Raw genomic sequence first — 14,656 nt, forward strand, 5'->3', positions numbered from 1 at the left:
GCCGGAATGAGCAAACGCCGCTGAATGCGGAAAGACCGCTGGAAGCTGGGAAGGCCGCTGGAAGCTGGGAAGGCCGCTGGAAGCTGGGAAGGCCGCTGGAAGCTGGGAAGGCCGCTGGAAGCTGGGAAGGGCCGCTGGAACACACGGGCAACGCCGGAATCAGCGAACGCCGCTGAAATGCGGAGAGACCGCTGGGACCCGGGAAGCCGCTGGAACACAGAGGCAACCCCGGAATCAGCGAACGCCGCTGAAATGCGGAGAGACCGCTGGGACCCGGGAAGCCGCTGGAACACAGAGGCAACCCCGGAATCAGCGAACGCCGCTGAAATGCGGAGAGACCGCTGGGACCCGGGAAGCCGCTGGAACACAGAGGCAACCCCGGAATCAGCGAACGCCGCTGAAATGCGGAAAGACCGCCCCGGCCAAGGCCGGGACGGTCTTTCTCAGGTTGTTACCGGAGCAACCGGGTGGGTCAGCTCTTGCCGCCGGCCAGCTTCTCGCGCAGGGCGGCGAGAGCCTCGTCGGTGGCCAGGGTGCCCGCGGGCTCCTCGGCGGAGCGCGCCGGGGCCGACGAGCTCGACGAGGTGGTGGAGGACGACGAGGTGGTCACGCCGCCGGCCGGAGCCGGGTTGAGCGCAGCCTCGGCGTCGGCCTCGCGGGACGCCTGCACCTGCTTGGTGTGGGCCTCCCAACGCTCGCGAGCGTCGGCGTACTGCTTCTCCCACGCCTCGCGCTGCTTGTCGAAGCCCTCGAGCCACTCGCCCGTCTCCGGGTCGAAGCCCTCCGGGTAGATGTAGTTGCCCTCGTTGTCGTACGTGGCAGCCATACCGTAGAGGGTCGGGTCGAAGTGCTCCTCGCCCTCGACGAAGTTCTCGTTGGCCTGCTTGAGCGACAGCGAGATCCGGCGACGCTCCAGGTCGATGTCGATGACCTTGACCAGGACGTCGGAGCCCACCTGGACGACCTGCTCGGGCAGCTCGACGTGCCGCTCGGCCAGCTCGGAGATGTGCACCAGGCCCTCGATGCCGTCGTCCACGCGGACGAAGGCGCCGAACGGAACCAGCTTGGTGACCTTACCCGGGACGATCTGGTTGATCGCGTGGGTGCGGGCGAACTGACGCCACGGGTCCTCCTGGGTCGCCTTCAGCGACAGCGAGACCCGCTCGCGGTCCAGGTCGACGTCCAGAACCTCGACCTCGACCTCCTGGCCGACCTCGACGACCTCGGAGGGGTGGTCGATGTGCTTCCAGGAGAGCTCGGAGACGTGCACCAGGCCGTCCACGCCGCCCAGGTCCACGAAGGCGCCGAAGTTGACGATGGAGGACACGACGCCCTTGCGGACCTGGCCCTTCTGCAGCTTGTTGAGGAACTCGGTGCGAACCTCGGACTGCGTCTGCTCGAGCCAGGCGCGGCGGGACAGAACCACGTTGTTGCGGTTCTTGTCCAGCTCGATGATCTTCGCCTCGAGCTCGCGGCCGACGTACGGCTGCAGGTCACGGACGCGACGCATCTCGACCAGGGAGGCCGGGAGGAAGCCGCGGAGACCGATGTCCAGGATGAGACCACCCTTGACGACCTCGATGACCGAGCCGCGGACGACGCCGTCGTCCTCCTTGATCTTCTCGATGGTGCCCCAGGCACGCTCGTACTGAGCGCGCTTCTTCGAGAGGATCAGACGGCCTTCCTTGTCCTCCTTGGTGAGGACGAGGGCTTCGATGTGGTCACCGACCGACACCACTTCCGCGGGGTCCACGTCATGCTTGATCGACAACTCGCGCGAGGGGATGACGCCCTCGGTCTTGTAGCCGATGTCGAGCAGGACTTCGTCCCGATCGACCTTGACGACGGTGCCTTCGACAATGTCGCCGTCGTTGAAGTACTTGATGGTCTCGTCGATGGCCGCGAGGAAAGCTTCCTCAGAGCCGAGGTCGTCGACGGTGACCTTGTTGGCGCTCGAGGTGGCCTCGATGCTGCTCGTCATGTGGACAGTTGCTCCGAACGGATGGATTCGTGGTGTCTCCCGCGCTCGACGGAACTGCCACCGGAAGCGGCACGAACGAAAGAGACGACTCAACCCAGGAGCAGTTGACCTTGCCAGTCGATCATGCCGAGACCGGCGACCACGGAACCTGCTCCCTGCCGAGGCACACGATCCGCGAGCGCATCGACTAGCTTACCGTGCGCATTACCACAGGTTGCAAGCCCTCCTGAGGACCGCGGCACATTGTTGGAGCAGAACCCGTCAGCATGCCCGTTTTGAACCGATTCCGGACGCTCGACGCGCCTGTCGTACCGTGATCGAGTGACCGAGATCCCCACGATCGAGACGCCGTCGCACCGACCGGCGAGCCCGGACTCGCCCCAGCGGGTGACCGAGGATGAAACACGCCACGCCAACCGCGCCTGGTGGGACTTCGACGCTGACGACTATCAGGATGAGCACGGCGCCTTCCTCGGCGACGTCGACTTCGTCTGGTGCCCCGAGCGGCTGCGGGAGGCCGACGCGGGGCTGCTCGGCGACGTACAGGGGAAGCGGATTCTGGAGCTCGGCGCCGGCGCCGCGGCCGGAGCCCGGTGGCTGCGCGGGCAGGGCGCCCAGGCCGTGGCGCTGGACCTCTCGGCGGGGATGCTGCGGCACGCCCTAGAGGCGGCGTCCCGCAGTGGCGTGACCGTTCCGCTGGTGCAGGCCGACGCACTGGCGCTGCCGTTCCGGTCGGCGTCGTTCGACATCGTGTGCACCGCGTTCGGCGCGATCCCGTTCGTGGCCGACTCCGCCGCCGCCATGCGGGAGGTCGCCCGGGTCCTGCGATCCGGCGGCAGCTGGGTGTTCTCGGTCACTCACCCGATGCGGTGGATCTTCTGGGACGAGCCGGATGAGAGTGGTCTGATCGCCCGGAACTCGTACTTCGACCGCTCGCCGTACGTCGAACGGGACGAGCAGGGACGGGTCAGCTATCTGGAACAGCACCGCACCATCGGCGACCGGATCCGGGAGCTGGTGGCGGCCGGGTTCGTGGTGCGGGACCTGGTGGAGCCGGAGTGGCCGGAAGGTCATGAGGAGACGTGGGGACAGTGGAGCCCGCTGCGGGGACGGCTCTTCCCCGGCACCGCGATCTTCGTCTGCGACCTGCCCCGCCGCTGACCGGGGCTCAGGCCGAGCCGTGCGACAGGCCGAGGTTCAGGCCAAGCCGTACAAACAGCAGGCCGGGGCTCAGGCCGAGCCGTGCAACAGGCCGGCTAGCAGGATCAGGGTGGCCGGCACAGCTCGGTAGTAGACCCAGGTGCCGCGGCGGTCACTGTTCACCAGGCCGGCCTCGCGCAGGATCCGCAGATGGTGCGAGATGGTCGGCCCGGTCAGGTGGAAGGCGCCGCTCAGGTCACAGACGCAGATCTCGCCGCCGGGCGCCGACGCGATCATCGAGAGCAGCCGGAGCCGGACCGGATCGCCCAGCGCCTTGAACATCGCGGCGAACGCGGTGGCGCTGGAAGCCTCCAAGGGAGCCGCACCGAGCCCGATGCCCTCCGGCTGAAGCGGGGTGCCGCCGAGCCCGGCACCGGCCGCCCGTAACGGCGGGACATCGAGGCCGACGACCGAGGCCGTCACGCGTGGCACCGCCGGGATTTCGGTCTGCTCCATCGACATCGATCGGCTCGACATCGGTCCAGAGTGGCAGATCCGGGCAAACCAGGTTGGCTCAGGGGTACCCGAAACGGCCCAGGGCCACCTGAACGGGCTCGAAACCCCGCCGACCGTCACCCGGTCGGATGATTCGCCCCCGCCGGCCGATGAACGTCAGCGGCCGACGGGTCCGTGGTCGGCGGATCAGTGATCGGCGCCGTTCCAGTCGCGGCCGGTGCCGACGGAGACCTCGAGCGGGACGGCGAGCGGGTACGCGTTGCCCATCTCCCGGCGGACCAGTTCCTCCAGCGCATCGCGCTCCCCGGGGGCCACCTCGAAGACCAGTTCGTCGTGGACCTGCAGCAGCATCCTGGAGTTCAGCCCCGAGGTCCGCAGCGCCTCGTCGACCTTCAGCATCGCGATCTTGATGATGTCCGCCGCCGAGCCCTGGATCGGCGCGTTGAGCGCCATCCGCTTGGCCATCTCCTGACGCTGCCGGTTGTCACTGGTCAGGTCGGGCAGGTAACGCCGGCGGCCGAGGACGGTAGCGGTGTAGCCGTCCGTGGTCGCCTGCTTGACGATGGACTGCAGGTAGTCGCGCACCCCGCCGAAACGCTCGAAGTACTCGTCCATCAGCGTCTTGGCCTCGTCGGTGGAGATGGTGAGCTGGTTGGAGAGACCGTAGGCGCTCAATCCGTACGCAAGGCCGTAGTTCATCGCTTTGATCTTGCGGCGCTGGTCGGCGGTGACCTCGCCGAGGCCGACGTGGAAGACCGACGAGGCGGTGGCGGCGTGGAAGTCGGCGCCCGAGTTGAACGCCGCGATCAGCGCCTCGTCCACGGAGAGGTGCGCCATGATGCGCATCTCGATCTGGCTGTAGTCGGCCGTCATCAACTGCTCGAACCCGGCGCCGACGATGAAGGCGCGGCGGATCCGCCGGCCCTCCTCGGTCCGGATCGGGATGTTCTGCAGGTTCGGGTCGGTGGAGGAGAGCCGGCCGGTGGCGGCGACCGTCTGGTTGAACGTGGTGTGGATGCGCCCGTCGTCGGAGACCGATTTGAGCAGCCCGTCCACCGTGGACTTCAGCTTGGCCATGTCCCGGTACCGCAGGAGGTGGGCGAGCAGCGGGTCCTCGGTCTTGGTGAACAGGTCCTGCAGCGCGTCCGCGTCGGTGGTGTAACCCGACTTGATCTTCTTGGTCTTGGGCAGGTTGCGCTCGGCGAAGAGGATCTCCTGCAGCTGCTTGGGCGAGCCCAGGTTGAACTCCCGGCCGTGCACCTCGTGGGCCGCCTGCTGAGCCGCCTTCACCTCGGCGGCGAAGTGCGACTCCAGCTCGGAGAGGTAGTCCGTGTCGGCGGCGATGCCCTTGCTCTCCATCTCGGCGAGCACCACCGAGAGCGGCTGCTCCACCTCGTCGAGCAGGTGCTGCGACTCGCCGCCGTCGCGGGACAGCTCGGCGGTGAGCACGTCGGCCAGGTCGAGGGTGGCCCGGGCGCGCAGCATCACGCCCTCCTCGACAGCGGTGTCCGCACCGTCGCCGTCGAAGGAGAGGGCGAGCTGACCGTTGTCGTCGGCCGGGGCGTCGACCTTGAGCTCGCGCTTGAGGTAGCGCAGGGCGAGATCGGTCAGGTCGTACGCCCGCTGGTCGGGTTTGGCCAGGTAGGCCGCCATGGCTGTGTCGACCGTGACGCCGACCAGCTGCCAGCCGTGCGCGCGGAAGGCGAGCAGGGCCGGCTTGGCGTCGTGGATCACCTTGGGCCGGGCCGGATCGGCGAGCCACGCGGCGACGGCCTGCTCGTCGCCCTCGTCCAGCCCGGCCGGGTCGAACCAGGCGGCCGGGCCGCTGCCGGTGGCCACCGCGATGCCGCTGACCTGCCCGGTGCCACGGCCGAAGGTGCCGGTGACGGCGACGCCGACCGGGGCCGCGCCGGCATGCTCGGCCAGCCAGCCGGCCACCTCCCCGCCGCGCAGGACGCGCCCGTCGAGGTCGAAGCCGGCCTCGGCCTCGGGCTCGACGGCGTCGAGGTACGAGTAGAGCCGCTCGCGCAGCACCCGGAACTCGAGCGCGTCGAAGACCTGGTGCACCGCCTCGCGGTCCCACCCGACCCAGCGCACGTCCTCCGGCCGCAGCGGCAGCTCCAGGTCGCGGACCAGCGCGTTGAGCTCGTAGTTGCGCAGCACCTCGGCAAGGTGGGCGCGCAGGCTCTCACCGGCCTTGCCCTTGATCTTGTCGGCGTTGGCGACGACGCCGTCCAGCCCGCCGTACTCATTGATCCACTTGGCGGCGGTCTTGTCCCCCACGCCGGGCACGCCGGTCAGGTTGTCACTGCTCTCCCCGACCAGGGCGGCCTTGTCCCGGTAACGGGCCGGGGGCACGAAGTACTTCTCCTCGATCGCCGCGGGCGTCATCCGGCGGACGTCAGAGACGCCGCGCCCCGGATAGAGGATCGTGACGTGCTCGGTGGCCAGCTGGAACGCGTCCCGGTCACCGCTGGAGATGAGCACCTCCATGCCCGCGTCGCGAGCCTGGGTGGCGAGGGTGGCGATGACGTCGTCCGCCTCGAACCCCGCCTTCTCCACCACCGGGATGCGCAGCGCCTCGAGGACCTCCTTGATCAGGCTGACCTGGCCCTGGAACGGCGCCGGGGTCTCCGCGCGACCGGCTTTGTAATCCGGGTACTTCTCGGTGCGGAACGAGCGGCGGGAAACGTCGAAGGCGACCACGATGTGGGTCGGCTTCTCGTCCCGGAGCATGTTGATGAACATCGACGTGAAGCCGAACACCGCGTTGGTCGCCTGGCCGGTGACCGTGGAGAAGTTGTCCACGGGCAGCGCGTGGTAGGCCCGGTAGGCCAGTGAGTGGCCGTCGAGCAGCAGCAGGCGGGGGGTCGTCACGTCGTCGCTCACGTCCAGGAACTCTAGACCCGAGGTACGACAGGAATGCCGACCGCCCCGCCCGCTTTACAGCACCTTGCTGAGGAATGCCTTGGTACGTTCCTGCTGCGGATTGGCGATGACCTCGCTCGGCGAGCCCTTCTCGACGACGACCCCGCCGTCCATGAAGACCACCTCGTCGGCGACCTCCCGGGCGAAGCCGATCTCGTGGGTCACCACGATCATCGTCATCCCGTCCCGGGCCAGGCCCTTCATCACCTCGAGCACCTCACCGACCAGCTCCGGGTCGAGGGCACTGGTCGGCTCGTCGAAGAGCATCAGCTTGGGCCGCATGGCCAGGGCCCGGGCGATCGCCACCCGCTGCTGCTGGCCGCCGGAGAGCTGCGCCGGGTAGTTGTCCACCTTCGCGGCCAGGCCGACCCGGTCCAGCAGGCTCAGGGCGCGGTCCCGCACCTCGGCCTTCTTCTCCCGCTTGACCCGGCACGGGGCCTCCATGACGTTGTCCAGGACGGTCATGTGCGGGAACAGGTTGAACCGCTGGAACACCATCCCGATGGACTGCCGCTGCCGGGCGACGTCCCGCTCGCTCATCTCATGCAGCTTGCCGCCGCGCTCGCGGTAACCGACCAGGTCGCCGTCGACCAGGATGCGGCCGGCGTTGATCTTCTCCAGGTGGTTGATACAGCGCAGGAACGTCGACTTGCCGGAACCGGACGGGCCGAGCACGCAGCTCACCCCGCCCTGCGGCACGGTCAGGTCGACACCCTTGAGCACTTCGAGAGAACCGAAGGACTTGTGTACGTTCTCGGCCCGCACCATCTCGGTCACGGCGTCCCCTCCCCGGTCGCGGTGATCCGCCCGCCCTGCTCGACCTGGATGTCACGGAGCCGCTGACGCGCCTTGCCGGCCGCGCCGTACCCCTTGCCGAAGTGCCGTTCCACGAAGAACTGGATGACCATCAGCACGCTGCAGATGATCAGATACCAGATCAGCGCGGCGACCAGGCAGGGCAGGACCACGAACGTACGCGCCTCGACCTGCTGCAACTGGAAGAAGAGCTCGCCGGTCACCGGCACGTACGCCACCAGCGAGGTGTCCTTGACCATCGCGATGACCTCGTTGCCGGTCGGCGGCACGATCACCCGCATCGCCTGCGGCAGCACCACCCGGCGCAGCACCTGGCCGCGGGACATGCCCAGGGCCACCGCCGCCTCGGACTGCCCGGTGTCGATCGACTGGATACCGGCCCGGACGATCTCGGCCATGTAGGCCGCCTCGGAGAGACCCAGCGCGATCATGCCGGCCACGAAACCGGCGAGCAGATCCGTCGACCTGATGCTGAAGATCTGCCCGTCGAAGTTGTCGATGCCGAACAGCTGGCCGATCTGCTTGTCGAACGGCAGGCCGAACCCGATCCGGCTCCACAGGATGTTCAGGTTGCCGAAGATCACCGCGAGCACGAGCCGCGGCACGGCCCGGAAGAACCAGGTGTAGACCCAGGCGACCGAGGAGAGCACCCGGTTCGGCGAGAGCCGCATGACCGCGACCACGATGCCCAGCCCGACGCCGATCAGCATCGAGAACAGGGTCAGCAGGAGGGTGCCCCGCAGGCCCTCCAGCACCGGCTCGGTGAACATCACGCCGCGCTTGCCCGGCGCGTACGAGGAGAAGATGAACGACCAGCGGAAGCCGTCGTTCGTGAAGATCATGTGCAGGAACATCGCGACGAGCACCGCGAGAACGGCGATCATCACCCATCTGCCGGGATGCCGGACGGCCACGGCCTTGATCGCCTCAGGCCGTGCCCGCCCGGTCTCTGTCGGTTGCGTCATCCCTGGAAGACGCTCAGGCCTGCGGGTTCACCGCGGGAGCGCCGATCGCCCCGGCACCGACACCCCACTTGTCGAGGATCGACTTGTAGGTGCCGTCCGCGATGAGCGCCTTGACCGCCTCCGCGATCACGTTCGCGAACTCGGTCTGGCTCTTGCCCACGGCGTAGCCGTACGGCGCGGAGTCGTAGATGTCGCCGAGCAGGGCCAGCTGGCCGCCGGTCTGCTTGACCGCGTACGCCGTCACCGGGGAGTCGGCCAGCATCGCGTCGTCCTTGCCGGTCACCACGGCGTTGGTCGCGTCCGACTGGGCCTGGTACTGGTCGACGGTGATCTTGGCCTTGCCGGCCTCGACGCACTTCTTCGACCGGGCGGCGATGTCGTCGGCCTGCACGGTCGCGGTCTGCACGGCGATCTTCTTGCCGCAGGCGTCGTCCGGGTTGACGGTGGCGCCAGTCTTGGCGGCCCACTGGGTGCCCGCGGAGAAGTAGGAGATCATGTTGACCTCCTTCATCCGGTCCGCGTTGATCGTGAAGGACGAGACGCCGACGGTGTACTTACCGCTGCCGACACCCGGGATGATGCTGTCGAACTTGGCGGTCTGCCACTCGGTGGTCAGGCCCAGCTTCTGGCCGACCGCGTTGAACAGATCCACGTCGAAGCCGACGATGCTCTTGCCGTCGGTGTCGATGAACTCGCTCGGCGCGTAGGTCGAGTCGGTGCCGATCACCAGCTTGCCGGCGGCCTTGATGTCGGCCGGCACCTTGGCCGCGAGAGCGGTGTCCGCGGAGGCACTGGGCAGCGAGGCGGTTCCGGTCGACGTCTCGTCGGACTCCGAACCGCACGCGGCCGCGGACAGCGTCAGCGCCGCCGCGGCAGCCAGACCGAGGATCGCTCGGCCGGAGTGGCTGCGGAACATGATGACTCCTAGGTGTAACTCAAGGGGTGGTCCGGGTGGATATTGCCGCTTCGAGCCGGATTTGGGAAGTGTGAGATCAACGGCGGCACTCCCCCCGATCATCCTGCCGTACGCCGTGACCCGCACCGGAGCGCCGTCGAGCCGGTCGACACTGACCGTGCGGAGGTGCAGTTCAACCGGTCGCCCGGTGACGACGGCCAGCGGTTCACTCCGACGGATGCGTAAGGTTACGACTGCGCAACTGTCCTGTTGCAGCGGCACATTGCACCTAGTGCAGCGGTCCTCGGCTCACTAGGTTGCCTCCATCAGCGTTTTTGGCAGTGGGGCGGTACCCCGTACCCGCCGCAGCTGGACAAAGGAGAATTGATGATCCGCCGCAACTTCGCGTGGCGCAGCGTCGCCGTGCTGGGTGCCGCTTCTCTTGCACTGGGCGCATGCTCGAACGACAAGAAGGAGCCGGCCACCGGTTCGTCCTCGGCCGCTACCTCGGCCGCCGGCGACGGCGTGCTGAAGGTCGGCACGCTGCTGCCGCAGACCGGTTCGCTCGCGTTCCTCGGCCCGCCGGAGTTCGCCGGCGTCAAGCTCGCCGTCAAGGACATCAACGCGGCCGGCGGTGTTCTCGGCAAGGACGTTGTGGAGAGCGACACCGACTCGGGTGACACCTCTACCGACATCGCCAGCCAGTCCGTGAACAAGCTGCTCGCCGAGAAGGCCGACGTCATCATCGGCGCCGCCTCGTCCTCGGTCTCCCTCTCGGTGATCGACAAGATCACCGGCGCGGGCGTCGTCCAGATCTCGCCGGCGAACACGTCGGACCAGTTCACGACGTACAACGACAAGGGCCTCTACTTCCGGACCGCCCCGCCGGACCAGCTGCAGGGCCGCGTCCTCGGTGACCTGATCGTCGCCGACGGCAACGCGAAGGTCGGCCTGCTGGTCATGCAGGACTCGTACGGCACCGGCCTCGCCAAGAGCGCCCGCGCCGCGATCGAGTCCGGCGGCGGCCAGGTCGTCGCCGAAGAGGTCTACGACCCGAAGGCGGCCGACTTCTCGGCCGAGGTCGGCAAGATCAAGGCCGCTAACCCGGACGCGATCGTCATGATCGGCTTCGACGAGACCAAGAAGATCGTCCCCAAGCTGGTCGAGGCCGGCCTGACCGCGAAGACCAAGAAGTGGTACTTCGTCGACGGCAACCTCTCCAACTACGGCGACGAGTTCCCGAAGGGCACCTTCGAGGGCGCCAAGGGCACCCTGCCGGGCGCCAAGGCGACCGACGAGTTCCAGAAGCAGCTGCTGACGGTCGACCCGGCGCTGAAGGACTTCTCCTACTCGGCCGAGTCCTACGACGCCACCATCCTGACCGCTCTGGCCGCGACCGCCGCCAAGAGCGACGCTCCGGGTGAGTACTCGAAGCAGCTCGCCGCGGTGAGCAAGGGTGGCGAGAAGTGCACCACCTTCAAGGACTGCAAGGCCCTGCTCGACGCCGGCAAGGACATCGACTACGACGGCCTGAGCGGCCCGATCGAGTGGAACGATGCCGGTGACCCGGCCGAGGCCACCATCGGTATCTACCAGTACGGCGCTGACAACAAGTACAAGAACGTCGCGTACCAGGCCGGCAAGATCGGCTGACCTTCAGCGACTCCAGCGAGGGCCCGGCCATCTGGCCGGGCCCTCGCCCTTTTCCGCACTTCCAACCCTTTCCCCGGTACGACCGATGGAGCCCCGCCTCCAGGCCTCCCGGCCAAGCCCCGTGCCAGCCCCACGCGACACCGCCCTTCCCCCGACCGCGCCGTGCCCCCGATACCGCCCCTCCCCCAACAGCCCCGCCCCCGCAGCTGGCTCCCATGGTGATGTCCGAGCCTCCGATAGGGCGATGAGCACCAGCCCGGCCCCGTCAGCTGGCTCCCACAGCGGTTTCCGAGCCCTCGAAAGAGCGATGAGCGACAGCGTCGCCCCGCAGCTGGCTCTCACGGTGATGTCCGAGCCTCCGGATAGGGCCGATGAGCACCAGCCCGGCCTCGTCAGCTGGCTCCCACAGCGGTATCCGAGCCCTCGAAAGAGCAATGAGCATTAGCCTGGCCGTCTCGGCTGGGCCTGATCGCCCCGTCAGGGGTGTTGTTACGACTGCCAGGACCAGCTGAGGGCTTGCGTCGCGCTGCGGCCGGAATTGGGCAGCCCCCTTGCGCGGTGACCCGTCGCGGCCTCGGTGCGCGAAATGATCTGGTGTTGCAAGACGCCGCGCGAGACTGCCACTGAGCTCGGCCGAGAGGCCCTGGGCAGGGCTCCATCGGTCGTATCGGATATATCGGGTTTAAAGAAACCAGCCGTGCCGCGCCGGACCGGAAACGGCGCGATGAAGCAAGGCCACGCCGCAGGCGGCGCGATACGGCAATGCCGGACGGAATCAGCGCGATGAAGCGACGCCACGCCGCAGGCAGCGCGAAGAAATGATGCTGTGCTGGACCGGAACGGGCGCGCCGGAGGCGAGATCGTGGAACGGGGATCGCGGACGACCCGGACAGCGGGTGGTCGGTGTGAGCTGTCGGGGCAGCAAGGACACGCTGGACCGGAAGGGCGCGCCGGAGGCGGGATCCGTGGAACGGGTGTTGCGGATCATCCGGGCAGCGGGTGGTTGGTGTGGGCTGTTGGGGAGGGAATGCCGCGAGGCCCCGGACCGTCGGTCCGGGGCCTCGCAGGTAAGGCGGATCAGGCGCGGGCGAGCGTGCCCAGGTAGAGCTCGATCACCTTGGGGTCGTGCATGAGGTCGCGACCGGAAGCCGTGTACGCGTTACGGCCCTGGTCGAGGACGTAGCCGCGGTCACAGATCTGCAGGCAGCGACGGGCGTTCTGCTCGACCATGATGACCGTGACGCCGGTCTCGTTGATCTGCTTGGTGCGGAAGAAGACCTCGTCCTGCATGGCCGGCGAGAGGCCCGCCGACGGCTCGTCGAGGAGCAGGACGCTGGGCTCCATCATCAGGGCGCGGCCCATCGCCACCATCTGGCGCTCACCGCCGGAGAGCGAGCCGGCCCGCTGCTTGCGGCGCTGGCCCAGGGCGGGGAAGAGCTCCGCGACGAAGTCGAAGCGCTCCTTGAAGCGCTTCGGCCGCAGGAAGATCCCCACCTCCAGGTTCTCCTCGATGGTGAGGGTACCGAAGACGTTGTTGGTCTGCGGGACGAAGCCGATCCCCTTGGCGACAAGCTTGTCCGCCTTGAGGTTCGTGATCTTCTCGCCGCCCAGCGTCACGTCGCCGGACCGGATGTTCACCAGGCCGAAGAGGGACTTGAGGAGGGTCGACTTGCCGGCGCCGTTCGGGCCGATGATGCCGACCAGTTCGCCCTGCTTGGCGTAGAGGTCACAGCCGTTGAGGATGTTGACGCCGGGAAGGTAGCCCGCGGTCAGGTCGTCAGCCCGGACCAGGGCGCCCTCGGCGGCCGCCAGGTGCGCGTCGCGCCCCTCGACGACGTTGCTGCTGCTGGTCTCGTCACTCATCGGCAGCCGCCTCCTCTTCCGCAATCTCTTCCGCGACGGCCTCGGGGTCGTGCTCGGTGCCGTCGTGGTGCGCACCAAGGTACGCGTCGATCACCCGCGGGTCGGCCATCACCGTGTCCGGGGTGCCTTCAGCGATGACCTGGCCCTGGCCCATCACGATCACCCAGTCGCTGATGTCGCGGACCATGTCCATGTCGTGCTCGACGAAGAGGACGGTCATCCCGTCCTCACGCAGGCTCTTCACGTGGCCGAGCAGCGACTGCGTCAGCGCCGGGTTAACACCGGCCATCGGCTCGTCCAGCATGACCATGTCGGGCTGGACCATCAGCGCCCGGGCCATCTCCAGGAGCTTGCGCTGGCCGCCGGAGAGGCTGCCGGCGAAGTCCTCGCGCTTGGCGTCGAGCTTGAACCGGACGAGCAGTTCGTCGGCCCGCTCGGTGATCTCCTTCTCCTGACCGGACCAGATGCCGGGGATCAGGGACGGCCAGAACTTCTCGCCCTTCTGACCGGTGGCGCCGAGCCGCATGTTGTCGATCACCGAGAGCCGGGACAGCGCCTTGGTGAGCTGGAACGTGCGGACCATGCCCTGCCGGGCCACCTTGTGGGCGGGAACCCCGGCCAGCGACTTGCCGTTGAACTCCCACTTGCCCTCGTCGGGCCGGTCGAAGCCGGTCAGCAGGTTGAAGAAGGTCGTCTTGCCGGCGCCGTTGGGACCGATCAGCGCGGTGATCGCGCCCCGCGGGATCTCCACGTGGTTCACGTTGACCGCGGTCAGACCGCCGAAGCGGCGCACGACCGAGTCGGCGACCAGGATCGGGTCCTTCTTCTTGGCGCCCGGCTCGTGCGGAACGTCCTTGAGCGCCTCGCGCGCCCGGGCCACGCCGGGCGCAACGGTGGTGTCATCGGCCATCGAGCATGACCTCCTTCTTGTCACCGAAGATGCCCTGCGGCCGGAAGATCAGCAAGAGGACCAGGCCGAGGCCGACCAGGATGTAGCCGAACGGCCCCGCCTGCGAGGTCTTCATCAGCCACTCGGGCATGTAGCCGTGCTTGATCAGCTCCGGCAGCAGCGAGTTGATGAACGCGAGCAGGAACCAGAAGATCATCGAGCCCACGACCGGGCCGAAGACGCGGGCGGCGCCACCCAGGATCACGATGGTGTACATGTAGAACGTGAACTCGGTGCCGAAGGTGTCCGGCTGAACGGCCGCCTTGCTCAGGGCCAGGATGAAGCCGCCGAGCGAGCCGAGCACGCCGCCGAGGATCAGCGACTGCATCTTGTACGAGACGACGTTCTTGCCGAGGCTGCGGACCGCGTCCTCGTCCTCGCGGATCGCCTTGATGACCCGGCCCCACGGGCTGCGCATCGCCAGGAAGACGATCAGCAGCGAGATCGCGATGAGGATCCAGCCGACCGTGATCACCCACAGTTCACGGGCGTCGAGGCTGATGATGCCGACCTCGAGCGGCGAGCTGTACGGGTTCAGCGCGAAGAAGTCGTCCGAGAACGACTGGAGGCCGTCGGAACCGCCGGTCCAGTCGCTCAGGGTGACCGACCGGTAGAGCAGGCGGATGATCTCGGACGCCGCGATGGTCACGATCGCCAGGTAGTCAGCGCGCAGCCGCAGCGTCGGGATACCCAGCAGCAGGGCCAGGACGACCGCGCCGGCCAGGCCGACCCCGATGCCGACCCAGAACGGCAGACCGAAGGTGGAAACGGTCATGGCCAGGCCGTACGCCGCAACACCGAGGAACGCCGACTGGCCGAAGTTCAGCAGGCCGGTGTAGCCGAAGTGCACGTTCAGGCCGATCGCGGCCAGGGCGTAGGCAATCATGCTGGCGTTGAACAGCGACTCCAGTGAGACGCCGAAGATGATGTCCCAGGGCATCGAACCTCCC

Annotated in this window: 11 protein-coding genes; 2 read left to right on the forward strand and 9 right to left on the reverse strand. The window is 67.9% G+C overall.

What is annotated here, in order from left to right:
* Positions 1-472 precede the first annotated feature (472 nt).
* Entirely contained in the window at positions 473-1,981 is a 1,509-nt protein-coding gene (gene rpsA / locus CHC09_RS07505; protein ID WP_089292237.1) for a 30S ribosomal protein S1, read from the reverse strand.
* Between the two features lie 339 nt (positions 1,982-2,320).
* On the opposite strand from rpsA, the gene CHC09_RS07510 reads away from it, so the two are divergent.
* A complete protein-coding gene (locus tag CHC09_RS07510) occupies positions 2,321-3,142 on the forward strand; it encodes a class I SAM-dependent methyltransferase (RefSeq protein WP_373871890.1) in 822 nt (273 codons plus the stop codon).
* Positions 3,143-3,211: 69 nt separating this feature from the next.
* Here CHC09_RS07510 and CHC09_RS07515 read toward each other — a convergent pair whose 3' ends face one another.
* From CHC09_RS07515 to CHC09_RS07535, 5 genes are all read right to left on the reverse strand, one after another.
* Positions 3,212-3,517, reverse strand: coding sequence for an ArsR/SmtB family transcription factor (locus tag CHC09_RS07515; protein WP_239138170.1), 306 nt, complete (start codon positions 3,515-3,517; stop codon positions 3,212-3,214).
* Positions 3,518-3,823: 306 nt separating this feature from the next.
* Positions 3,824-6,526 (reverse strand): DNA polymerase I, encoded by a 2,703-nt coding sequence (gene polA, locus CHC09_RS07520; protein WP_089292239.1) that lies wholly within the window; start codon positions 6,524-6,526, stop codon positions 3,824-3,826.
* 54 nt (positions 6,527-6,580) lie between these two features.
* On the reverse strand, positions 6,581-7,333 hold the full coding sequence (locus CHC09_RS07525) for an amino acid ABC transporter ATP-binding protein (RefSeq protein ID WP_089292639.1): 753 nt from the start codon (positions 7,331-7,333) through the stop codon (positions 6,581-6,583).
* 5 nt (positions 7,334-7,338) lie between these two features.
* Positions 7,339-8,346 carry an amino acid ABC transporter permease gene (locus CHC09_RS07530; protein WP_089292240.1) on the reverse strand — a complete coding sequence of 336 codons (1,008 nt, stop codon included), beginning with the start codon at positions 8,344-8,346 and terminating at the stop codon, positions 7,339-7,341.
* Positions 8,347-8,359: 13 nt separating this feature from the next.
* Complete coding sequence (locus tag CHC09_RS07535) at positions 8,360-9,262, reverse strand: ABC transporter substrate-binding protein (protein ID WP_089292241.1); 903 nt, start codon at positions 9,260-9,262, stop codon at positions 8,360-8,362.
* Positions 9,263-9,628: 366 nt separating this feature from the next.
* Here CHC09_RS07535 and CHC09_RS07540 point away from each other — a divergent pair, with 366 nt between their 5' ends.
* Positions 9,629-10,894: an ABC transporter substrate-binding protein gene (locus CHC09_RS07540; protein WP_089292242.1), complete on the forward strand. Its 1,266-nt coding sequence runs from the start codon at positions 9,629-9,631 to the stop codon at positions 10,892-10,894.
* Between the two features lie 1,077 nt (positions 10,895-11,971).
* Here CHC09_RS07540 and CHC09_RS07545 read toward each other — a convergent pair.
* Genes CHC09_RS07545 through CHC09_RS07555 form a run of 3 tightly spaced genes read right to left on the reverse strand, consistent with a single transcriptional unit; the run spans position 11,972 to position 14,646 of the window.
* Positions 11,972-12,757 (reverse strand): ABC transporter ATP-binding protein, encoded by a 786-nt coding sequence (locus CHC09_RS07545; RefSeq protein WP_089292243.1) that lies wholly within the window; start codon positions 12,755-12,757, stop codon positions 11,972-11,974.
* The gene (locus CHC09_RS07550) at positions 12,750-13,667 is read right to left on the reverse strand and encodes an ABC transporter ATP-binding protein (protein ID WP_089292244.1); all 918 of its coding nucleotides are present in this window, start codon (positions 13,665-13,667) and stop codon (positions 12,750-12,752) included. The genes CHC09_RS07545 and CHC09_RS07550 overlap by 8 nt, the downstream gene beginning before the upstream one ends.
* A complete protein-coding gene (locus CHC09_RS07555; RefSeq protein ID WP_089292245.1) occupies positions 13,657-14,646 on the reverse strand; it encodes a branched-chain amino acid ABC transporter permease in 990 nt (329 codons plus the stop codon). Before CHC09_RS07555 ends, CHC09_RS07550 begins: the two co-directional genes overlap by 11 nt.
* Positions 14,647-14,656: the final 10 nt, after the last annotated feature.

The sequence above is a fragment of the Actinoplanes regularis genome, assembly GCF_900188005.1.
Classification (GTDB): domain Bacteria; phylum Actinomycetota; class Actinomycetes; order Mycobacteriales; family Micromonosporaceae; genus Actinoplanes; species Actinoplanes regularis.